General features: G+C 57.1%; 18 protein-coding genes and 2 pseudogenes. 9 read left to right on the forward strand and 11 right to left on the reverse strand.

Annotated elements, in window-relative coordinates; genetic code table 11:
- The first annotated feature begins 109 nt into the window (after positions 1–109).
- From cofC to IHE30_RS04315, 4 genes are all read left to right on the forward strand, one after another.
- Complete coding sequence (cofC, locus tag IHE30_RS04300) at positions 110–706, forward strand: 2-phospho-L-lactate guanylyltransferase (RefSeq protein WP_337689189.1); 597 nt, start codon at positions 110–112, stop codon at positions 704–706.
- A complete protein-coding gene (cofH, locus tag IHE30_RS04305) occupies positions 694–3,186 on the forward strand; it encodes a 5-amino-6-(D-ribitylamino)uracil--L-tyrosine 4-hydroxyphenyl transferase CofH (protein WP_337689191.1) in 2,493 nt (830 codons plus the stop codon). Before cofC ends, cofH begins: the two co-directional genes overlap by 13 nt.
- Positions 3,187–3,416: 230 nt before the next feature.
- Positions 3,417–4,403, forward strand: coding sequence for a 2-phospho-L-lactate transferase (gene cofD / locus IHE30_RS04310; protein WP_337689193.1), 987 nt, complete (start codon positions 3,417–3,419; stop codon positions 4,401–4,403).
- Between the two features lie 126 nt (positions 4,404–4,529).
- Positions 4,530–6,353, forward strand: coding sequence for an ABCB family ABC transporter ATP-binding protein/permease (locus IHE30_RS04315; RefSeq protein ID WP_337689394.1), 1,824 nt, complete (start codon positions 4,530–4,532; stop codon positions 6,351–6,353).
- Between the two features lie 85 nt (positions 6,354–6,438).
- Here the strand turns inward: IHE30_RS04315 and ribA are convergent, their stop codons facing one another.
- A complete protein-coding gene (ribA, locus tag IHE30_RS04320) occupies positions 6,439–7,089 on the reverse strand; it encodes a GTP cyclohydrolase II (RefSeq protein WP_337689395.1) in 651 nt (216 codons plus the stop codon).
- 591 nt (positions 7,090–7,680) lie between these two features.
- Here ribA and IHE30_RS04325 point away from each other — a divergent pair.
- A complete protein-coding gene (locus tag IHE30_RS04325; protein ID WP_337689396.1) occupies positions 7,681–8,136 on the forward strand; it encodes a DUF1178 family protein in 456 nt (151 codons plus the stop codon).
- A 49-nt stretch (positions 8,137–8,185) separates the two neighbouring features.
- On the opposite strand, the gene IHE30_RS04330 is transcribed toward IHE30_RS04325, so the two are convergent.
- From IHE30_RS04330 to IHE30_RS04345, 4 genes are all read right to left on the reverse strand, one after another.
- Positions 8,186–8,878, reverse strand: a complete 693-nt coding sequence (locus IHE30_RS04330; RefSeq protein WP_337689195.1) for a glutathione binding-like protein — start codon at positions 8,876–8,878, stop codon at positions 8,186–8,188.
- Between the two features lie 177 nt (positions 8,879–9,055).
- Positions 9,056–9,181 (reverse strand): hypothetical protein, encoded by a 126-nt coding sequence (locus IHE30_RS04335; protein ID WP_337689197.1) that lies wholly within the window; start codon positions 9,179–9,181, stop codon positions 9,056–9,058.
- Between the two features lie 115 nt (positions 9,182–9,296).
- Positions 9,297–10,076 carry an oxepin-CoA hydrolase, alternative type gene (locus tag IHE30_RS04340; RefSeq protein WP_337689198.1) on the reverse strand — a complete coding sequence of 260 codons (780 nt, stop codon included), beginning with the start codon at positions 10,074–10,076 and terminating at the stop codon, positions 9,297–9,299.
- Positions 10,077–10,328: 252 nt separating this feature from the next.
- Positions 10,329–10,961 carry a PIN domain-containing protein gene (locus tag IHE30_RS04345; RefSeq protein WP_337689199.1) on the reverse strand — a complete coding sequence of 211 codons (633 nt, stop codon included), beginning with the start codon at positions 10,959–10,961 and terminating at the stop codon, positions 10,329–10,331.
- Positions 10,962–11,024: 63 nt separating this feature from the next.
- Here IHE30_RS04345 and yaaA point away from each other — a divergent pair, with 63 nt between their 5' ends.
- Together yaaA and IHE30_RS04355 are read left to right on the forward strand one after the other, a co-directional pair.
- Positions 11,025–11,807, forward strand: a complete 783-nt coding sequence (gene yaaA / locus IHE30_RS04350; RefSeq protein ID WP_337689200.1) for a peroxide stress protein YaaA — start codon at positions 11,025–11,027, stop codon at positions 11,805–11,807.
- Between the two features lie 24 nt (positions 11,808–11,831).
- On the forward strand, positions 11,832–12,974 hold the full coding sequence (locus tag IHE30_RS04355) for a M14 family metallopeptidase (protein ID WP_337689201.1): 1,143 nt from the start codon (positions 11,832–11,834) through the stop codon (positions 12,972–12,974).
- 62 nt (positions 12,975–13,036) lie between these two features.
- Here the strand turns inward: IHE30_RS04355 and IHE30_RS04360 are convergent, their stop codons facing one another.
- From IHE30_RS04360 to IHE30_RS04375, 4 genes are all read right to left on the reverse strand, one after another.
- Positions 13,037–13,615 (reverse strand): BspC domain-containing protein, encoded by a 579-nt coding sequence (locus IHE30_RS04360; protein WP_337689202.1) that lies wholly within the window; start codon positions 13,613–13,615, stop codon positions 13,037–13,039.
- A gap of 225 nt (positions 13,616–13,840) precedes the next feature.
- Positions 13,841–14,533: an energy-coupling factor ABC transporter permease gene (locus IHE30_RS04365; RefSeq protein WP_337689397.1), complete on the reverse strand. Its 693-nt coding sequence runs from the start codon at positions 14,531–14,533 to the stop codon at positions 13,841–13,843.
- 69 nt (positions 14,534–14,602) lie between these two features.
- Positions 14,603–15,457 carry a response regulator transcription factor gene (locus IHE30_RS04370; RefSeq protein ID WP_337689204.1) on the reverse strand — a complete coding sequence of 285 codons (855 nt, stop codon included), beginning with the start codon at positions 15,455–15,457 and terminating at the stop codon, positions 14,603–14,605.
- Between the two features lie 186 nt (positions 15,458–15,643).
- Entirely contained in the window at positions 15,644–16,861 is a 1,218-nt protein-coding gene (locus tag IHE30_RS04375) for a DUF2863 family protein (protein WP_337689205.1), read from the reverse strand.
- Positions 16,862–17,606: 745 nt separating this feature from the next.
- On the opposite strand from IHE30_RS04375, the gene IHE30_RS04380 reads away from it, so the two are divergent.
- Positions 17,607–18,671 carry a 2,3-butanediol dehydrogenase gene (locus IHE30_RS04380; protein ID WP_337689398.1) on the forward strand — a complete coding sequence of 355 codons (1,065 nt, stop codon included), beginning with the start codon at positions 17,607–17,609 and terminating at the stop codon, positions 18,669–18,671.
- Between the two features lie 95 nt (positions 18,672–18,766).
- Here the strand turns inward: IHE30_RS04380 and acnA are convergent.
- A pseudogene (gene acnA / locus IHE30_RS04385) lies at positions 18,767–19,189 on the reverse strand (aconitate hydratase); the annotation flags it as partial.
- A gap of 346 nt (positions 19,190–19,535) precedes the next feature.
- Between acnA and IHE30_RS04390 the strand changes: the two are divergent.
- Positions 19,536–19,857: pseudogene (locus IHE30_RS04390) on the forward strand (IS110 family transposase); the annotation flags it as partial.
- A gap of 510 nt (positions 19,858–20,367) precedes the next feature.
- Here IHE30_RS04390 and IHE30_RS04395 read toward each other — a convergent pair.
- Positions 20,368–22,197, reverse strand: coding sequence for a cholesterol oxidase substrate-binding domain-containing protein (locus IHE30_RS04395; RefSeq protein ID WP_337689207.1), 1,830 nt, complete (start codon positions 22,195–22,197; stop codon positions 20,368–20,370).
- Positions 22,198–22,712: the final 515 nt, after the last annotated feature.

Here is a 22,712-nt window from a genome sequence, read left to right on the forward strand (position 1 = left end):
CTCGACGCAGTTGTCCTGATTTTCCGGAAAGTGAAACAATATGAGATGCAATGGGATGTCTCCTGTTTCTGTCGCCCCGCGCAATACCGGCATCTGGGCGGTCGTGCCGTTGAAAGCGCCTGAGTGTGCTAAAACCCGGTTGGCTGGCGTTTTGACTCATGCTGCGCGCCAAGCGTTGTTTTTCTCTATGGCGCGTCATGTCATTGGCACGTTGCGCGCATCGCCTCGGATTGCTTCCCTATTGGTGGTGACGCCGTCGGAAAGTACGGCGGAAATGGCTCGGGCAGCCGGTGCCGAGATCTTGTGGGGACCACCGGACGAAGGCATGGCGAATGCCTGTTCGCGAGCAATGAACCATATTGCGGCGGCAGGGGGAGAGCGTGTGATGTTTGTCCCCGGTGATTTGCCGCTGCTGGATGAGGCCGCCATCGACATGTTGAGCCGTGCACCGGTCGACGCGATTGGCATGGCGCCGAACCGGGACGGTCATGGCACGAATGGACTGATTTGCCGACCCGGCGCTATTCCATTGTTTTTCAGCGGGCCAAGCTTTTCCGCCCATCAAAACGCCGCTCGGTGTGCCGGAATAGATGTTTGGATTGTCCGTTCAAGAGCGTGGGCGTTGGATGTTGACTTGCCTGCTGACCTTGAGGAATTCGAGTCTTCCATCAAAGACGCCAAGAGGAGGGTGCTATGCCAAATTTAGTAAGCAATCCTGTTTCCCGAATGATCCAAGAGATCGAACGTTCCGCTAAGGGCAATCAGCCAAGGCTAGATGACAAGGCTTTGGCGTATGAGCTTGAAGCGGTGCAAGATTGGCGTGAGTTGGCCAGTCTGGCATCGGCATGGCGAGACATCGGATGGGGCAACGTCATCACCTATTCGCGCAAGGTCTTTATTCCGCTCACCCATCTTTGTCGAGATGTCTGCCACTACTGTACCTTTGCCAAAGCGCCACGAGTGATTGGCCAAGCGTTTCTTACCGTGGACCAAGCGCTGGACATTGCGCGGGCGGGTGCTGCAGTAGGCTGTCGCGAGGCTTTGTTTACGCTCGGTGATCGGCCCGAAGCGCGTTATGCCGCTGCACGTGAAGCGCTGCAGCAACTGGGTCATGCTACAACAGCTGACTATGTTGCTGAGGTCGCGCAACGTGTACGCGCTGAAACCGGGCTGCTGCCCCACTTTAACATGGGCGTGCTAAGCGCTACGGAATACCAGATGCTGCGGCCTCATGCGCCTTCCTTCGGGCTGATGCTAGAGACGGCTTCTGAACGTCTTTCAGAGCGTGGCGGGCCGCATTACGGCTCTCCCGATAAACACCCCGCAGCGCGGCTTGAAACGCTTCGTCTTGCTGGCGAAGCGCACATACCGATTACCTCAGGCATATTGATTGGCATCGGGGAGACACGCCGAGAGCGGCTTGAATCACTCTTTGCGTTGCGGGATTTGCATGATCGCTATGGTCATTTGCAGGAAGTCATTATTCAGAACTTTCGCGCAAAGCCCGGCACCAAAATGGTCAACGCGCCTGAGCCGTCAATGGACGAATTGTGTTGGACAACAGCGGTTGCCCGGTTGGTGCTGGGTTCCGCAATGAGCATTCAGGTGCCGCCTAATCTTTTCGACGGTGACCTAACCGACTTGATTCGCGCGGGAATTAATGATTGGGGCGGCGTCTCGCCGGTCACGCCTGATCATGTTAATCCGGAAGCGCCGTGGCCGCACCTTGACCGCTTAAGCGAGGACACAGACCGGGGCGGGAAGACGTTGACCGAGCGGATAACCGTCTATCCTGCCTATATCGAAGAACGTGATCGTTGGATCGACCCGGGCCTGCATGCTGATGTGCTGCGCCATTCAGATTGCAGTGGGTTGGCAACAAACGATAGCTGGAAAGCAGGCTCCAAGACGATGGGGGATATCGCTCGCCTGGCAGTGACGACCACGGCGTCTCAGGTTGATCGTGTGGGTTCGCAGACGATCGATATCGTCGAGAAATGCGTGGCGGGCGATCGCCTCGAAGAGGCCGAGCTTGTGCATTTGTTCAATGCACGCGGTCATGATTTTACGCACGTGACGCACACGGCGGATCGTTTGCGCAGGCAGACAAGGGGCGATACGATCACTTACGTGGTCAACCGGAACATCAACTACACAAACGTCTGCCAATACCATTGCAATTTTTGCGCTTTTTCACGAGGACCGATACAAGAAGACTTGCGCGAAAAACCCTACATCGTTGACCTCAACGAAATCCGTCGCCGCGTCAAAGAAGCGTGGGATCGCGGGGCGACGGAGGTTTGCCTGCAAGGGGGCATTCATCCCGACTATACGGGACACACTTACCTTGATATCTGCGAAGCGGCTAAAACAGAATGTCCAGGCATGCACATTCACGCCTTCTCGCCCCTTGAGGTGATGCATGGTGCAACTACCCTAGGAAAGTCAATCAGCGCTTTTTTGTCTGATCTAAAAAGTGCTGGATTAAGTACTTTGCCTGGGACTGCTGCCGAGATCCTGGACGACGAAGTGCGGCAACAAATCTGCTCGGACAAGTTGAATACGCAAGAATGGTTGACTGTCGTGCGATCGGCCCATGAGTTGGGATTGCGCACTACGTGCACGATCATGTTCGGTCATGTCGAATCGTATAAGCACTGGGCACGACATATCCTCAGGCTTGCCGAGCTGCAACGCGATACAGGCGGGCTGACTGAATTTGTTCCATTGCCCTTTGTCCATGAGGAAGCACCATTATTTAAAAAGAAAGGCGCGCGTCAGGGACCGACTTTACGAGAAGCCATTTTGATGCATGCAGTCGGGCGTCTGGCGTTTCATGGCCTGATTGACAATATTCAAACGTCTTGGGTAAAGATGGGTGAGCAGGGGGCACAGCTTTGCTTGCAGGCAGGCGCCAACGATTTGGGCGGTACCCTAATGAATGAGTCGATCAGCCGCGCAGCCGGTGCAGCCCACGGACAGGAAATGCCGCCCACTGCCATGGAAGCGCTGGCCGCCAGAATTGGGCGCAGTGCGATGCAGCGTACCCCTCTTTATCGTGATGTCAGTCCTGAGCGGCAGCAGGCTTCGTATGCTGCTCCTGCCTTGGTGCCTGTGCAGTTCACTAAGGCCGGACGCTTGGTGCGTGGGCGCGGCCATCAGGTCTTGAGCGAAGCGGAACAATGATTGGGCCTGCCTAGGTGGATATTGGGCCTGCCTAGGTGGATTCATGGTGTGGCTTGCATGCTGGCGGCCTCAAATCGATATTGTAAGAGCACTCACGCAACGCTTCGCATCATGGATTCACCAAGTTGCTCAATCATCCATATTAAATCAGACAGACGCTATTCGGCCTGACAGGATCGGAAGGGCGATCTGTTCGAGTCAAAAATGCTTGACCTTTACACAGGAAGATAATGGCAAAGTATGTTGCGTTGTGTGGCGGGGTGGGCGGCGCTAAGCTGGCCTATGGTCTAGCGCAGGTGCTTTCTGCTGACGAGTTGACAATCGTTGTGAACACGGGCGACGATTTTGAGCATCTTGGCTTGCTCATCAGTCCAGATTTGGACACGGTTGTCTATACGCTGGCCGATGTGGCGGATGCAACAAAAGGGTGGGGGCGGGCGAACGAGAGCTGGTCTTCGCAAGAAGCGCTGGCTCATTTGGGCGGACCGGTCTGGTTCCAGCTGGGTGACAAGGACCTTGCGCTTCATCTCTATCGGCGCAGCTTGCTTGACGGTGGTGCCAGCTTGTGTGATGTAACCGAGACCATTGCGAAAGCGCTCGGTGTCAAGCATTCGATCGTCCCGATGTCTGACGATCCGGTCAGAACCATCGTTGAGACAGAAGAAGGCGATTTGCCTTTTCAGACGTATTTTGTTAAACGGCGATCTGAGCCACGCGTGTCGGGGTTTCGCTTTGAAGGGGCGTCATCGGCACGATTATCGTCGCCATTTGAAGCAGCGCTGAGTGCGCCCGACCTGGATGGCGTGATCTTATGTCCTTCCAATCCTTTCGTCAGCATTGGACCGATTCTGGCATTACCAGGCGTGCGTGACAGGCTGCGCGCCTGCAATGTACCTGTTTTAGCTGTTGCACCGCTTGTCGGCGGCGAAGCAGTCAAAGGCCCATTGACTAAGATGATGCATGAACTGGGAATGGAGGCTTCGGTTGGCACGATTGCTTCTCTTTATGCCGATTTCCTTGATATTTTGGTGATTGATCCGTTGGATGAGCGCGATGATGATCTCTTGCGCACAGACCTTATGGTAGCTAATAAAGTCAAGACGCTTATGAAAACGCCTGATGAGCGTATCGCGCTTGCGCGACATGTACTGACTTGCGTTGAACACTACCGAAGCAATCGACAGATGGCCCACGCTGCACAGCATCGCGCCGCATGAATCCCATTGACCATGATTTTTTATGAAGTAATTTGATTATTATACAGAAATAGAAAAATGATCAATGGCATGCGGTACGGCAAACGCTTGCTGAACCACTCACGAAGAATGCACTATCCATTACGCATGCGTCGCCTTTGGGCTTTTGTTTCTCCCTTGTCGTCTTCGAATCGGCGCGGCGACTGGCAGACCATCGCTGCACTCTTTCCTTACTTGATGGTTTATAAAGGGCGCGTCGCATTTGCGCTCGCCTGCCTGGTTGGCTCAAAACTCGCTAATCTAGGCGTGCCGGTTGTGATGAAGGCGATTGTCGACCATTTATCGGAAATTGAGCGGTTGACGGTGCAGGAATCGTCGTTTTCCGTGTTCCACGGCGTTGGCTTTCTGATTGTCGCTTATGCAGTTGTGCGCTTATCAAGCTCGCTTTTTGCTGAACTGCGTGAAATTATCTTTGGGAAAGTGGCTTACAGCGCGGCGCGACAAGTGGCTCTTGCAGTATTCCGGCATCTGCACACACTATCGTTGGGCTTTCATCTTGAGCGGCAAACGGGAGGCTTGTCACGCGATATCGAGCGAGGGACACGTGGCGTCAAGACGCTTGTTTCCTATTCGCTCTACAATATTTTGCCAATATGCGTTGAAGTCATATTGGTGCTCATTTTTTTTGCTGTCCGCTACGACCTTTACTATACGATTGTTACGCTATCCGTGCTTGCGGCTTACATCACATTTACCGTAATGGTGACGGAATGGCGTACGCGTTTAAGGCAGGAAATGAATGCGCTTGATTCGCGCTCCAATACGCTAATGGTCGATTCACTTATTAATTACGAGACAGTCAAGTGTTTTGGTAACGAGCAGCATGAAGCACAGCGCTATGATGAAGGCATGACGCTTTATCATGATGCGGCGATTCGATCGCAAAGATCGCTTTCTTTCATGAATTTTGGTCAGCAGTCGATTATTGCAATTTGTATGATCGCCGTTTTATGGAGGGCGACGCAACAGGTGGTGGACAAGCAGTTGACATTGGGTGACTTTGTATTAATCAATACATTTATGTTGCAAATATATATTCCGCTAAGTTTTTTGGGGAATATGTATCGAACTTTGAAGCAAAGTCTAACCGATATGGAGCAGATGTTTTCGCTGCTAAAGCTTAGGCGTGAAGTTGACGACGTTCAAGGTTCATCTCCGCTTGCTGTACGGCGTGCTGAAGTATGCTTCGAGCATGTCAGTTTTTCATATGAGCCGCAACGGCAAATTTTGCGGGACGTAACCTTTACGATTGCAGCGGGTACGACGACCGCAATTGTTGGACACAGCGGCTCAGGTAAGTCGACACTCGCACGGTTGTTGCTTCGCTTTTATGATGTAGAGCATGGCGCTGGTCGTATTCTGATTGATGGCCAAGACATTCGAGCTGTGACGCAAGACTCGCTACGCGCGACCATTGGCATTGTGCCGCAAGATACGGTGCTTTTTCGTGACACGATCTATTATAATATCGCATATGGCCGGTTGTCTGCGTCGCCAGAAGAAGTGATGGCGGCTGCACGCGCCGCTCATATCCATGCTTTTATTGCAAGCTTGCCCGCTGGCTATTCCACGATAGTGGGTGAGCGCGGCCTAAAATTATCTGGCGGTGAAAAACAGCGCATCGCAATCGCCCGCACGTTGCTAAAAAATCCGCCTATTCTGATTTTTGATGAAGCGACTTCAGCACTCGATTCCCGTGCCGAGCGCGAGATTCAGCGCGAGTTGAAACAGCTTGCCCGTCATCGTACAACGCTGATTATTGCGCATCGTCTATCTACAATTACGCATGCGCAACAGATTCTTGTCATGGATCAAGGCCGTATCGTTGAGCGTGGCACCCATAGAACATTGCTGAATGCAGGTGGCTTATATGCACAAATGTGGGCATTGCAACATAAGCAGCCTGAATAAAAGCGTGTAAATAAAAAAGATTTTGCTTTGATGGGCGGCGCTTACCACGTAAGGCGGTGGATGTATTGTGGTAAGCGCCGGTTATCTATAATGCCAACGGGCACTGAAGCTCGTTCTTGTCGAAATAATGTCCGAAACGATTACGCTTAGCCCAGATATAACGCTCATTTTCCTCGCGTAGCGCAACCCCGAGGTCAACGCGCTCGCATACCGGAACGCCGTGGCGCCGCAGCGCCTCAAATTTATCGGGATTGTTGCTCATCAGCCGTACCGACAGGATGCCGAGTTGGCGCACGATGCTCGCTGCGCAGTCATACTCGCGCGCGTCATCCGGCAAACCCAAGTCGCGATTGGCATCGACAGTGTCACGTCCTTGCTCTTGAAGTTCGTATGCCAGAATTTTGTTGCACAAACCAATGCCGCGTCCTTCATGGCCTTGCAAATACAATAGCGCGCCGACTCCCTCGGATGCGATATGGCGTAGTGCAGCGTCCAATTGTTCACCACAATCGCAACGCAGTGATCCTAATACATCACCAGTAAGGCACTCAGAGTGCAGTCGTGTCAGTACTGATTCACGTTGGTAAACATCGCCCATTACCAGCGCGAGATACTCATTGTCATCGCTTTTCGAACGAAATGCGTGGGCAACAAAATTCCCGTAACGAGTCGGCAGTGCCGCTTTGCCGACATGCGTCACGTATTCGCTGCTTCTATCATGGCATTGTAGTAGCATCGGATCACCCCGGGAGGCTGAAGTGGTACTGCTGCAATACACAAATTTTGCTGTATCAGACAAAACTTAATCTTTATTCAGCATTGCTCACTTAACAAGCGGAACCCAACATGCCAGAGGGACCTATGTGCTTAGCGATCGCTATGTCATGTTGGATACCCTAACAGGGCAGCGTGCAATGGTGTTTTTAAGCTATGTCGTTGAGCAGGATTGCATACTTGTATGAAAATGGCAATAGAAAATTACAGGTGGCATAGCCCGTTGCGGGAGCGTGCGCTATACGGGCGGCAAGTGATACATGCGTGAGTTCCGCTGTAGATAATAAAGTATTATTTGATGGCAGATTGCCGTAATTGTTGCTCTGTTGTTCCATCTGGCACGGTAACGCGTCAGTGGATTCAACCAGTTGTTGCAACGACTTCGAATGAGCGGTGTTATAGGGGACGACCACGGGGGGCATGGCGGGTAGTGAGCGGTTGGGGTTGCGCCATGCGCAAACGCGCTAAAATGGTCGGCCACGGTCCGATAAATTTTCAAACGATCGTGCACATTGCGCGGATGGCGCTACATTGGATCGTACATTGAATGGGTATGAAAGTTCTCGATTTAACCTGCGAGCACGCGCACCGGTTCGAAGGCTGGTTCCAGTCGGCTCAGGACTTCGAGTCGCAACTGGAGAAGCAGCTCGTCGAGTGTCCGATATGTGCCTCGAAGACAGTGCAGCGCGTGCCATCGGCGCCCCGGTTGAACCTGTCGGGTGCGACCGCGCCGGCACAACGCGATGGCGCATCGGGTGCGGGCGAGCAGCCGATGAAGGTGGGCGAATTGCAGGCGCAGTGGCTGCAGATGATGCGGCAGGTGATCGAGCACACCGAAGACGTGGGTGAGCAGTTTGCTGAGGAAGCGCGGCGGATCCACTATGACGAGGCGCCAGCCCGCAGCATCCGCGGGGTCACGACGCCCGACGACGCGCGGGCCCTTTTGGACGAAGGCATCGACGTGATGCCGCTGCCGTTGCCAACATTGCTGAAAAAGCCGCTCCAATGATTTTGAGCGGCCGGCACGCGCCTGGCCGCCGCCTGCCGGCTCGGCTTATTCAGCGCTGCGCGTACTGCGTGGCGCCGAACAGAACGTCGCGTGCCTTGTCGTCGGTCAGCGCCTTGCGCGCGGATACCAGCACTTCGACGCCCCGCTGCACCGCGGGCCGCGCATTGATGCGTTGCTGCCATGCGCTCACGTTCGGGAAGCTGTCGAGATGGATTCCCTGGTTCTTCCATGAGCGCGTCCACGGAAATGCCGCGATATCCGCGATCGTGTAGTCATCACCGGCCAGATAGAGATGCTTGCTGAGCTGTTTTTCCATCACGCCATATAGCCGCCGCGCTTCGTTCGTGTAGCGATTGACCGCATATTCGATCTGCTCCGGTGCATAGATCCGAAAGTGGTGCGCCTGTCCGAGCATCGGGCCGAGTCCGCCCATCTGGAACATTAGCCACTGTAATGTCGCATAACGTTGGGCCGGATCGGCAGGCAGGAATTTCCCGGTCTTCTCCGCGAGATAGATCAGGATCGCGCCCGATTCGAACAGCGCGATCGGCTTACCACCGGGACCATCGTGATCGACGATCGCCGGGATCTTGTTGTTCGGGCTGATGGCCAGGAACTCGGGCTTGAACTGATCGCCCGCGCCGATATCGACCGCGTGGACGGTGTAGGGCAGCGCCAGCTCCTCGAGCAAGATGTGGACCTTGTGACCATTCGGCGTGGCCCAACTGTAAACATCAATCATATGGCTTATCGAGGCGCGTCCCCCGTGCGCGGACCCGGCCCGCGCGCGCTTTCGGCGCCCCATCCTGTAGAAAGTTGAATGTTTGCATGACCCCGGCAGCGCATCGAGCGCTGTCGGCTGTAAGGTGCACACCATTTAAGCATAGAACCGGCTGGGTTGCAGCGTCACGGGTCAGGCTCACAGGTGGAACGCACCGTCTGCGTCTTCCAGATATAGCACGAGCGACTGCGGCCAGTGCGCCGGCGCGTCCGGATCGATCGCACAGCCTAATTCATCGTAGTACGTTATGCCGCCATGGTGCATCAGTAGATGCGCCTGCGGTGGGCGGACAATTGACGGGAAGATTGACGCCGTACACTTCGTCGTGGTGCCGGTGCGATGCGCGCGGCACGGGCCGGGCCGCGCATCGCACCGGCGGTCATTTGTAGCGGGCTTCGCGTTTTTCCAGGAACGCGTTGATCCCTTCGAGACTATCGCGATGATGCAGCGACGCGACGAAATGGTCTCGTTCGGCGACCAGATGCTCGGCTAGCGGTTGCCTGGGGGCATCATCGACGAGCGCCTTGATTCGGGCCACCGCGTTTGGCGATAGCCGCGCCAGCTCTTCGGCCCATGCGAGCGCGGTCTCCAACGCCGTGCCTGCCGCGCTGAGCCGGTTCACTACGCCTAGCGCGGCCAGGCGCGACGCCGGCACTGGCTTGCCTTCCAGGATGATCTCGGTGGCCAGCGCGCGCGGCAGTGCCCGGGACAGAAACCATGAGCCGCCGCCATCGGGGGTGAGTCCGACGCGCGCATACGACATCACAAATTTCGCGTTGTCCGCCGCCACCAGCAGGTCGCAGGCGAGCGCGAGCGAGAAACCCGCGCCGGCCGCGGCCCCTTCGATCGCGGCGATCACTGGCTTGCGCGAGGCGCGGATCGCGCTGATCCACGCGCCGAGTAGGTCGATGCTGTCGGCCTGCACGGATGGATCCTTCGCCCGGTTCTCTAGCAGCCGGTTCAGGTTGCCACCCGCGCAGAAAAAACCGTCGGCGCCAGTTAGCACGACGGCCCGGATCTCCGGGTCGCGCTCGGCCGAATCGACCGCCTCGATGCCGGCGGCGTATATATCCGGGTGCAACGCGTTGCGTGCACCTGGATTGGATAGGGTAAGCACGAGCGTTGCGTCCCGGCGGGTGGCGAGCAATTCGGCGGTCATCGGTGGACTCCTTCATGTTGAGGGGTGTCGCCCTTGATCTGCAGCAGCGACAAGCCCAGTTGTGTGCGGCGTGCCAGTCAGGGCGACGGCCGGTAACTCAGTCACCGTGAAGATCGTGGGGTCGACTCACGGCAACCGCGAAGGCAAGGGGTACGCGGGGCGACGTATCGGGCGGGCGATGCGAGGCGTTCATGGCGAAGCGTCGTGTGGATAGGGGAGGGCCGTCCGACCGGACGGTCGGCTCTAGTGAGCTTATTGTACGGTGGGCTCGCGCGTCGCGTCGCCTGCCGATGCCGGCTGGGCAAGGCCTGTGGCCGCGACGAAGGGGGCCGGCTGCACAATGCGCAAGTCAAAATCGCGCGCCATCCGGCGCGCCATCTTCAACAACGCTTTGTCTTTGGTGATCAGCCACTGTGCGGCTGCGACATGCGCCAATTCGAGGAATTTCTGGTCGTCGCGGTCGCGGCACAGCGGCAGTGCGCGCGGCATGGCGTGGGCTGTGTGCGCACTTGCGCCCGCATTCGCCCCTGTTTCCGGCACGGGTGTTGCGGTGCCCTCCTTCACGTGTAGCGCCGGCGCGACGCGCGCGCAGAGCCGGGCGAGCCGCGTAAGTGCCGCCGGCTTGTCGATCGCGTAGCGCACGAACTGCGGGTAGTCGAGCACGTGCTGCAACTCGTTGAGGCAGCGCTCGTCCTGCACGGCGTCGAGGTCGCCGTCCTGCAGCGCGGTTGCAATCGGGCGGGTCGTGGGATCATCAAATACCAGGATGTCGATCCACACGTTTGTGTCGAGCACCACGCGTGGACGGACGGAGGCAGACGCAGGGGTGCTCGATGGGGTGACAGAATCCGTCGGCGGCGGCGGGGCAAAACGGGATGGCGTCATTCTCGATACAATGGCAACGCTCGCGGTCGGTCACGCCGCGCGATGCTTTTTTGTCAGCCTTCTATGATAATCGTTTTATCGCCCGCCAAGTCACTGGACTATGATACCCCGCCCCATGTGCACAAGCATACACTGCCGGAATTCCTTGACGACTCGGCCGAGTTGATCGCGCAGTTGCGTACGTTCTCGCCGCAGCAAATTGGCACATTGATGCGTCTTTCTGATCCGCTCGCACGGTTGAACTACACGCGGTACGGCGACTGGTCCCCCGCGCGGTTCATGCCACCGCATGCCAAGCAGGCAATGCTTGCGTTCGATGGCGATGTCTACGACGGGTTCGACGCGCGGTCCTTGTCCGCTGCCGACCTAGCGTATGCACAAAGCCATATACGTGTGCTTTCCGGCTTGTATGGGCTGCTGCGTCCGCTCGATCTGATGTTGCCGTACCGGCTAGAAATGGGCACGCGGCTCGCCAATCCGCGCGGCAAGGACCTGTACGCGTTCTGGGACGACAAGATCACCGCGGCGCTGAACGCGCAGCTCAAGCGCGCGCGTGGTGCGCGGGTATTGATCAATTGCGCGTCGGACGAGTATTTTCGCTCGGTCAGGCCGCGTCAGCTCGACGCTCCCGTGATCACGCCGGTGTTTGAGGACTGGAAAAACGGTCAATACAAAATCATTAGCTTCTATGCCAAGCGCGCGCGCGGCGCGTTCGCCCGCTTTGCAGTCGTGAACCAGATCGATGAGCCGGCCAGGCTCGTCGCGTTCGACGCCGACGGCTACCAATTTGATGCGAAGGCATCGAGCGATTCAACCTACGTGTTTCGTCGCAAGCAGGCCAGCTGACTTCATTCGTTGCGGATCCGACCCATGAGCATTCACATCAGCAGTCAATTCGATTCAGGAGCAATCGATGTCGTATCGTGCGAGCGCGCGGACGACATCCGGCTGCGGTTGCGCGCCGACACGCAGGCGGCGTTTGCGCAGTGGTTCTATTTCTCGCTGAGCGGTGCAAAGGGCGTGGACTGCACAATGACGTTCGAGAACGCGTCGCATAGTGCATTTCCAAACGGATGGCACGGTTATCAAGCTGTCGCGAGCCATGATGGCATCGACTGGTTCCGGGTGTTCACCACGTATGACGGTCAAGTGCTGCGCATCTGTCATCGGCCGGCGCACGACCGGATCTATTACGCGTATTTCGAGCCCTATCCGTATGCGCGACATGCGCAGTGGGTTGACACGCTGGCTCAGCAGCCCGGCGTGCGCCTAACCGAACTGACCCGCACCGTGCAAGCACGTGCGCTGGATTTGCTGACCGTTGGCGAGCCGGCGCCGCACAAGCGCAACATCTGGATCATCGCGAGGCAGCATTCGGGCGAGACGATGGCGCAGTGGTTCGTTGAGGGGCTGCTCAAGCGCTTGTGCGGCCTTGGCGATTGGCGGGGCGACCCGCTGGGCCGCATTGTGCTCGAACGCGCGGTCTTTCACGTGGTACCGAATATGAATCCGGATGGCAGCGCGCTGGGTAACTTGCGCACCAACGCCGCCGGCGCGAACCTAAACCGGGAATGGTTGCAGCCTGACCCGCGCCGCAGCCCCGAGGTGCTGGCCGTACGCGACGCCATCCATGCGAGCGGTTGCGACATGTTCTTCGATATCCATGGCGATGAAGCGTTGCCATACGTCTTCGTCGCTGGCTCGGAAATGCTGCCCGATTTCTCTGACGCACAACGCCGCGTGCAAGACGAATTCATCGGCCATTTCAAGCGCGCTAGCGCGCACTTTCAGGATGAGCACGGATATGAGCCTGGGCGTTACCAGCAGGATGCGCTCAAGCTCGCCTCCAAGTATGTCGGCCACACCTTCAAGTGCCTATCGCTCACGCTTGAAATGCCATTCAAGGACGATGCGAACTTGCCCGACCCGCGCGTCGGCTGGAATGGCGCACGCAGTGCGTCGCTGGGCGCGGCGATGCTGCAGGCCATCGGCTGGCAACTCGACGCGATGTGATGTGACGCGCTGCGGCATCGTGCGCGCAGCGTTTGTCACACCCGGGTGCGTGCACGGCGGGCTCAGCGCCGCCGGCCTTTTTTGCCAGTGCCTTTGCCCGCCGCCTTCGCTGGGCTCTTGCGGCCCGAGCCGCGCAGTGCCTTTTTGGTCTTGCCGGCCTGGCGGCTTGGCGCAGCGCGCTTGAACGGCGCGACCGGATCGTTCCAGCTAAACGCGAGCATTTTTGCGTCGACATAGCCGCAGCGGAATTTTAGCGCGTTGGGCATCGTCGAGCCATCCTTGCGCACGCCGACCCCTTCGACGGTGACGATCGAATCAACCTTGATCCGTTGCTTGCCCCGGTCGAACGAGCCATTCCATGGCTTGACCTCGGCGTGCGCGGGATCGAACGAGCTGCGTGGAAACTCGACGTGGTTGAACGCGCTCGACGTACCAACGACAAAGTCGCCGTGCGCCGCGCAGTCCGCGACTAGCGGATTGGCTCTCATTTGGGTGATGAATTGGTAGACCAGTTCGTTGTGATGTTCGACTTGGTCGGCGCGGGCCATCGTGGGAATGGCGATCGCCATGGCCGCGAGCGCGCATGAGGCCATGGCGCCGATCAGTCGCTGCATTGGGCGCGACGTAGAGTTACGATCCATCTAATTTTGGTTGCTAGGTGCCGTGAAAAAAGCCGCGGTCAAGGTGAGCGGACGTGCGGCCAGTGGATTCGCACGCGGTGTCAGGTCCGGAATTGGATACGCTCAGATGCCCGCGGTTGGGCTGGGGCTCCATCTTAACGCAAAACGGAAGGTGTGCCGTGGCGGACCGGTATAGCGCGCGTGGCAACCATTGCACGCGATAGCGCGGATCGACAGGCCGCTGGGTCAGGCGCGCGGGCCCCGGTCCACGTGGCTACGATCGAATCGGTAGCGGCGTACATTGTACGTGGTGACCCACGCCGGGCGATAGACGGCAAACAGCGCGGTCAACATGCCGCAGAACCACGCTTCGCCGGAGGCGAGCACGATGACGGCTATCCCGTAGCTGGGCGGGATCACGGCCGTATCGCCGTGGGCCAACATCAACTGCAGGCCCAGTGCGCCGGCACAGGCGGCGCCCAGCGCCAGCGCGGCGGTCACGAAGCCGTGGCCGAAGATGAACACCAACAAGGTTCGCGGTAACCATGCGGCAATGGCCCGCTGTAGCATTGTCGAAACGAAGACTGGCACTGCCCCGAATATGACAAAGGTCAGACCCACGCCATGCCACGGTGTGCCGAGGATTGCCGCCACGAGCGCGCATATGGCTGCCATCGACACCAGCGCGAGCGACCAGTCGAACAGCGTGACCATCAGTGTCGCGCCAAGCAGATGCATCACCGGGCCATCGTTCAACCATGCGTTTGTTGCCCACATGACCGCGATCGCCACAGTCATGCCAAGCCACAGATGCTGCAGCGTGTCGTCGTGCAACCGCGCAAAGGACTGCTTCCGCGCCGCGAGCGCAAGCAGGGCCACGGCGGCAAGGTTGCCGCCTATCGCCAACCACAACGGTAACGACGTATAGAGGAATCCCATACCAGACATATTACTCGCTGCACGGCTCCCGGTGGAAGCAGATCGCACATCTGCACGCGGCGTTGCGATTCAGCGACGCTTGCGCGGAATTACCTTGTAGGGCACGCCGTCCGGCTCCGCGGCTTGCAGTACCGTGTGGTCGCGCCCATTGGCTGCGTCGCGCCGCCGGTGCTCGCGGGTGGCCGCGCGCAGCGGCGTCGGCCCGGCCTCGCCGTAGACCGGCTGCCGTGCCTGCTGGGTCGCATCGCGCAGCACTTCCAGCGCGCCAGTCTGCCAGCCATTGTAGATCGCCACCGCAGCCGCGCGGTTAGTCGCGCCGAGCTTCTCGAAGATCGCGCCGAGATGGATCTTGACCGTTCCTTCGCTGATGCCCAGCGCGCGTGCGATGCTTTTGTTGGTCGCACCCATGTGCACGAGCCGTAGGATTTGCTCCTGGCGCGGCGACAGTAGGCCGGGCGACGCACCTTGGCGCCGGCAGGCTGCTCGGTTCAGCGAGCTGTCCTCGTACGCATTGATCGGCACGACGGTGGGCGTGTGCAAATTCAGCCCACTGGGCGGTACGTAGTGCCCGCCGAGCAGCACGATCTCAAACGCGCGAACGATGAGGCGCGGATTGAGGCGCCGCGGCACGACGCCGAGCACGCCAGCGTCAACTAGCGATCTGACCCGCGCCGGGCTGTCATCATCGACTAACGCCGCGATCGGCAGGTTAGGATAAAGGCGCCGGAGATCAAAGATATCCTGCACGCTCATTCCGTCTTGCCAGTCGATGACGAGCATGTCCGGGCAGGTATGTTGCAGTATGCGCTGCGCTTGCCGCCAATCACGTGCATCGTAGAATGATGCATGTCGATTGATCTGGCGCAGCAATGTTTTCAGCCCTTCGCGCCTCTCGGCTTGCTCATTCAGCAAGCAGACTTTCATGACCACTTCCCCCTGACTGAGTCAACACAACCGCGCCGCCGCGTTGGCCAGCGCGGCGGGCGTCAGAGATCAATGATGGCAAGAACAGCGGTAGGCCGGCATTAGCCGAAAGGCCAGTCGGGCCGCGTCGCGACGGCGCTTCGGCCGATAACGCGACGCACGTGGCGGGCGGGAGAAACGCGGGTCTTAGTGGAAGTGAGGTTGCGCTGGTTCGGCATCCTCAGGCATTTCAGCATGCACGATCTCGCCGAGTGGGTCGGCATACAGGGGCACGCCGCAATCGTCGCAGTACTCCGGTTCAAAGCGTGCCGCATGACGGCGGATATCAGTGACACCGATTTCCTTGAGCAATCCGATGACATCGTCGAGCATGCCGCCGGCCGGATCCTCGTCGGGCGGCACGTCGTCATCCGGGCCGAGATCGCCGTTCTCGCGGCCGTACAGTGGCCATACCACGCCGTAGATCACGTCGTTGCTGCCGCGCCGGGTGAAGGCGACTCGATATTCGTCTACGCGCCGTTCGCCGAAACCGGCGACAACCGCACGCAGTTCATCCGGTTTAGCGCCGATCGTATCGCCCAAATACCTGACTGCGGTGCGCACGGTATGTGGGCGGATTTGCTCGTCCGCGTCGCGGCAAGCTGAGTAGTACGCGTCCGGCAGCAGGCAGTCGAATTCGCAGCCGGGCAGCACGCCCGATAGGTTGGGGCCGCCTTGTGCACGCCATTGTTCCAGGCATTGCCCGCGCTCGACACGTGCGCCGTTCTCCTCCTCCTGCCAGCGAAACAGCGGCTCGCCGGCCGGCGCAGCGACCACGGATAGCAAAAATCGCGGATCGGCGAGAATCGGCGACGTTTCAGGAAGATCGCCGAGATTCATCTTGATTGTGCCGCCGCTCAGTGCCACTTGGCCCAGTTGCTGCGCGAGCCGGAGCGTCTCGACATGATGGCGTGGTAACTGGTCGATGCTGTACAGATACGGCGCCAACGCGACACGCGCCCGCGCCGCGAAGACATGCGCTTGCAACTGCGCACGCAGCGCATCGACGACGTCGCCTTTTAGCGGGCCGGACGGGATCATGTAGCGTGTCCAGGCGAGCACCGGCGCCGCGATCAGCAGCACGTCGTACGGTTGACCGTCATGCTCGATGCGGAACGATTCGCTATGAGTCTCGGCCATGTCAGCGAGGGCGCCATAGGCGTCCGCATGGTTTTGCTTCAGATGGTCTAGAGCGGCATCCAGCGTCGTTTGGTTGCCATTGCGGATCACTTTTTCAATGAGCGCATCGAGCTTTGCTTCCCAGAAGCGGTCTTCGATGCGGCTGCCGGACGCGAAAAGCGCGAGCGACAGTCCGACCAGCTTGTCGGCGTCGGGTGGAAGACGTTTAGCGATACGCGAGCGCATGGTGTGCCAATTCAGGTGCGAAGAACCTTATATTTTAGTCCGGATCGGGGCTGACGGCACATTTTCCGTCGTCTATGGAGGCGGGCTTTCGCGCAATGGCGCCTCTGCGATGCCGCAGCAGGGCCGCGTCGTGTTGATGTCGTGACGCTTGCGTGATGCACGCGTCTTTCGGGCGCGCTGCCACGAGTTCCAGTCGCGAGGAGGCCCAAACAAGCACTGAAGGACGGCAGAGACGACGGTCTCATGTGTGCTGCGACGCCGCGTCTCGGCGCAGGCCACCAGCGGCCAGCCGCGCTCGGCTGGGCGGCGTTGCGCGGTGCGACATCGCGGCCAGGGCGGACTTTGGATTGTTTTGATGCCCCGCCTTTTGCGGGCTCGCTGCACCGCCACATCGTGCCGACCGTGGAAGAGCCTGCCGCAGATCCGCCGGCTGGCACTTTTCCTGCATTAGTGTGCTAGTGCGCAAGTAGCGGCCGCCGCGCAATCATGCGGGCATAACGGACGCGGCGAGCCAAGACCTCGGCACGCAGGCATAGCGTACATAGCACACTTATGCACGTGGCACGTGGCACGTGGCACGTGGCACGTGGCACGTGGCATGCGGCACATGGCACATGGCACATGGCACATGGCACATGGCACATGGCACGCGTGGCGCCCAGCGGGACCATTTATTGATTTAGCGTCGCACAACTAGGATGGAGGCACAATCGTGAACGACACCACTCCCGTACAGCAGCTCAGCATGAAAGCCGCCGTTTGGCGCGGCCGCAAGGACATCCGCGTCGAGCAGGTGCGGGTTCCCGACGCGCCCCCGCCAGGGTGGGTCAAGATTCGGGTGCACTGGTGCGGTATCTGCGGCTCCGACCTGCATGAATATGTGGCGGGACCGGTGTTCATCCCGGTCGAGCGTCCTCACCCGCTGACCGGACTGAAGGGCCAGTGCACCCTCGGGCATGAATTCAGTGGCGAGATCGCTGAGATCGGCGCCGGTGTAAGCGGTTTTCACGTCGGCGAGCGGGTCACGGCAGATGCATGCCAGCATTGCGGTACGTGCTACTACTGCAAGCATGGCCTATACAACATTTGCGAGAACCTGGCATTCACCGGCCTGATGAACAACGGGGCGTTTGCCGAGTACGTGAATGTGCCGGCGGAACTGCTTTACAAACTGCCGGATGATTTTCCGACCGAGGCGGGTGCGCTGATCGAGCCGCTCGCCGTTGGGCTGCACGCGGTGAAGAAGGCTGGCAGCATCGTCGGGCAGACCGTGGTGGTGGTGGGCGCCGGCACCATCGGATTGTGCACGATCATGTCCGCCAAGGCCGCCGGCGCTGGCCGTATCATCGCGCTCGAAATGTCCACCGCGCGCAAGAAGAAGGCGCTGGAAGTCGGCGCCACGACGGTGATCGACCCAAGTCGGGATGACGCGGTAGAACAGATACGCGCGTTGACTGGTGGCTATGGCGCGGATGTGTCGTTTGAGTGCATCGGCCATCGCACCACAGCCAAGTTGGCGATCGACGTGATTCGCAAGGCCGGCAAGTGCGTGATGGTCGGTATCTTTGAGGAGCCGAGTGAGTTCAATTTCGTTGAGATTGTCTCGACCGAAAAGGAAGTCATCGGCTCGCTGGCCTACAACGGTGAATTTGCCGATGTGATCCGCTATGTCGTGGACGGGCGCATCGACGTGCAGCCGCTGATCACCGGTCGCATCGCGCTGTCCGACATCGTGAGCAAAGGCTTCGAGGAGTTGGTCAATAATAAGGACGCAAACGTCAAGATCATCGTGTCGCCAGTTGCCGCCTGACGCGCGAAGTTGAAAAAGCCTGGCGCTGTGGCGTCGGGATTTTCCACTGCCACACCGGTACAGCCGGTCCGGTGCGGCGCCTGCAACGACGTGCGTCATGCTGCCAGCAACTGACGCAGTACGAACGGCAGGATCCCTGCCGTGCTTATAGTAGTCCACTTCGATCGGCGTATCGATGCGCAGCAGCACCGGCACCTTCTTTACGCCGTTCTTGCCGCGGATAACCAGTGTGACTTCCTGTTGTGGCTTGAAGTCGTCCGTCAGACCTTCAATATCGTAGATCTCTTCGCCGGTGATGCCCAGCGACTGCACGCTGTCCTCATTTTCGAACTGCAGCGGCAGCACGCCCATGCCAACCAAGTTCGAACGGTGGATGCGCTCGAAGCTACGCGCGACGAGACCGCCTTCACGCCGAGCAGGTCGGTGCCCTTGGCCGCCCAGTCGCGCGACGAGCCGGTACCATACTCTTCGCCGGCAAACACGATCGTCGGCGTGCCTTCGGCGATGTACTTCATCGCGGGTGAGGAGGTGGTATGTCGTGGTCAACTAGCTTTGGACAGTCAAATTTCAGACAGTCAGATAGTTTCTTTCTTTGCCGCGCTGGGTGCCTGTCGCAGCTTGATTGACGGCGATTTACGCCCTGCGATGCCTGCGCCAGAGATGCCTTCTGCCTCGAACCTGCTTTGCGGATCGTGACATAATGGTGTCTTAGCAAACGGTATGCTGTTTAGTGCAGTTAGTGCAGTTAGTGCAGTTCGATGCCACGCTTAACGTTAACGTGCCTAAGCAGGGCGGTGAGCCACTGTAGCCCGTTGGATAAGGACATTATGAGACGTGGCGGATTGTGACAAATCCCGGCCAGGGTCCGGATTCAACTGCATGGTGTGCGCACCGTCATTGATTTCCAGGAAGCCGGGCGAGCGTCAAAACTGATCGACGTGATGCTGTAAAGCTTGTGGTCGCTGCGCGTCGCAAACCTGTCAGCGGTGTAGGTGCCCAGCGTCGAAGATAAAACGTTTCGCGATCCCGGCTCGCCCGGAGGCCAGCGCCAAGGACGATCTGAAGCGTGCGTGGCAACGGCTAAAGGCCTTTCTACTCTTGCCCAGGGTCCCTATACAGGCCGGGCCGCGACTGAGGATCAGCACACCGCTGCTGGCTGAGCGCGTTTGCGTTTGGCAGCGCCTGGCCACCCGCCACATGAGTAACTCGCGGGGGCTATGCAACGGATTGCAGCCGACTTGTGGCGCTAGATAGCAGCAGGCTTATTGGGCAGGCCCCTGTAATGCGGTAGCCAACCCGCGCATATCAGTGTGATCCACCGTCGAGATTGGCTGCTACGTCATCCTCAGAAAATTCAAATAATATGTATTCGAAAACTGAAAAACCGATCCCATTGACACGGGGAATCATATCAACCCCTGGTCTAATACACTCTCCCAGCAGCGCTACTTTAGCGTAGCGAGGAAGGCCGCATCTGTAGAAGACTTGATTCCTGCGATTTCATCCTCCTCCTGCGCCCCCGAAGGGGGGCGTCCATACCATCTATCTAACAAGCACCTCAACATGCAGCTCGTCTCGATTACGGTGCGCAAAAACGCTGTCAATGCCACCTTCTGGCGCTTTATTCACTTCGGCTCGCTTCGAGCTTTCGACCTTATTGCAACAACGCCCGTTATATTTTAAGAAATTCCATCATTTATACCCCTGAAGGCAATAGCTTGTCGAGCAACGCAGACGAGAAGATACGGTTAGGGTCGTATTTATTGAGTGTCCTGATAGCTTTATCCCAATCTTTCTCCGGGCCGATTTGGCCTTCCCTATAAATATTCGGGATCGTTGTGCTAATCGTCGTGTAATCCTCCCAAGCTGACGAATCTGTATATGCCCAACCCTTAGACCATTCTGGTCGCACTGTTGCATAGGAGCCTGCATAATTTGAAAACATCCACTGTTCTGTTTCGTGATAAAATTTATTCGCGTGAGGTGTCCCAGGCAAAGTCAAAATATCGAACCAAACCGCAATATCCCAATCTGGTCTATCCAAGCGCGGCTTAAGCATAGACAGGGCAGCAGTGGCACTACTAGGACTCACATCATTTGGGTTATCCAGCCCTGACACCCGAATTTCGAGCGGGCCATTGATTGGGTATTGGCTTTGTTGCTGATACGCATTAATGCGCTCCTGATAGTTCTCGACGAACTCGCTAATGACGCGCTGGACGTTAGCCCGGCTGGTAACGACTGCATAGCCATTTGCAGTAACCCGCAGTGTGCTGGGTCGAATGTATTGTAGTACGTTTCTTGACCATCCCCAGATATCCAGGCTATGCGTGGTAATCAAGCCTGCAGTTGTAATTGCCAACTGCTTTTGACCAAAAAGTGGGGTAATAGTCATCTCGTTGTCAATGACAATACGCTTGATTAAATCAGATAATTCTGTAGGAATCCAGTCTGAAAATGGATAATTGTTCGACTTCGTGACAGTGCGCGAGAATAATGGCTTATTTGGCTTTATACTCCAGACTTTCAGCCATGGATTGCTTGTAAAGGGGAACCAGATTATCTCTATTCTGCCAGATTTGTCAAGAAACGATTCAATTGTTCTCTTGGATGTTCCAGATTTTGCAAATAATTCCCTGGCAGAAATCTTGTCGCGAAATGATTCAATTGTTCTCTTGGATATTCTAGGTTTGGCAAATAATTCATTGGCAGGAATATTAACGTAGCTCCGACAGCGTAAGCGCTGATTTTTTCCAACTTGCATCGTTACCTCGACAATGCAAGCTCGTCCGATATGTGTGAGGAATGCGCTAATATCTGCCTCTTCGCGGGAAAACGTCCGCAATATATATTCTCTCTTTGTTTCATCATACACTACCGCGCTTAACGATAGAATAAGGTTGCTTAAAGAGCCATAGGTATGTCCTGATGATAATTTCTCCCCTTTTGCTGGCACAGCAGTGCCATGCGCACCAATTGCTAATGCACCTCCCAACGTAATGTCGCCAGGAGCAGGTACGGCTGTCATTCCTAGGCCTTCTGCTTCCAGTTTTTCGAGCAAGGCCTCCATCGATATGCCTGTTTGTGCGGTTACTCGAGCTGGCTTTGATGTCGTGTCAATTGATACGGCGTTTAGGTGCTTCGTCATGTCAAGCAAAACGACTGAAGAAGCCTTGCTATCCGAGTCCATTATTAATGGAGACCAGTTATGCATATATCCACGTGGACGAATATTATAATCATTTGATCTCGCCCAGTTTACGATGGAAACGATGTCGCTAGACGTTTTAGGCACCGCTGTCCATACTTTATCTACAAATATTTCCCTGCTCCAGTTCTCGTAAGCCTGCTGATAAATTGATATTCCAGCTGGGAAATTTACTAATATTTCACTTGCATTGGCTGATATTTGATAAATTGGCGACCACCCTCCAGCAACGATGCCCGAAGTGGATAACATGACCATATCGGAAATAAACTTCCGGCGGGAACTCGTAAAACCCTTCTTTGTGGAATTATTTTTCATTTTTAACTCCTATTTGTTAAATAGTAAAAAATGAATAAATGAAGGAAAGAGGCTGTCCGGACGGCCAGTTAAAACCCTTCCACGTTCGGTCGTGCAAATTCCTCTACATTGTGGAATGGGATGAGGTTGTTATTTAACGCTCTTTTGTTTTTTATGCAAGGGTTTTGGTAGATTTTTTGAGTTGGTAACTGTGCCCATCTAACTCGAGCAGATAGCAGTGATGCATGAGCCGGGCCGGGATCGTGGTGCTTATTGTGTTGCCGCGATGCGGCGGCCAAGGCACAAATACCGCAGCTCGTTGGGTTGCGTCGCGATAACGAAAAAATGTCGAGTTAGTTGCTAGATAGTCGAGCCTGTAAAGAGTTTGAAATGCTGTTGCGGTAACGCGCAGAAGCCAATCGAGGGCTTATGCAACTGCCAGAAAGATAATCCAATAGGGGCAATTTCTAGGAGTTTTAAACATTGCCGATGAGCGCGAGCCAGACAAGTTCTTGTAGGACACCGGATTTTTTTCA

The organism is Mycetohabitans sp. B46 (assembly GCF_037389205.1).
Lineage (GTDB): Bacteria > Pseudomonadota > Gammaproteobacteria > Burkholderiales > Burkholderiaceae > Mycetohabitans.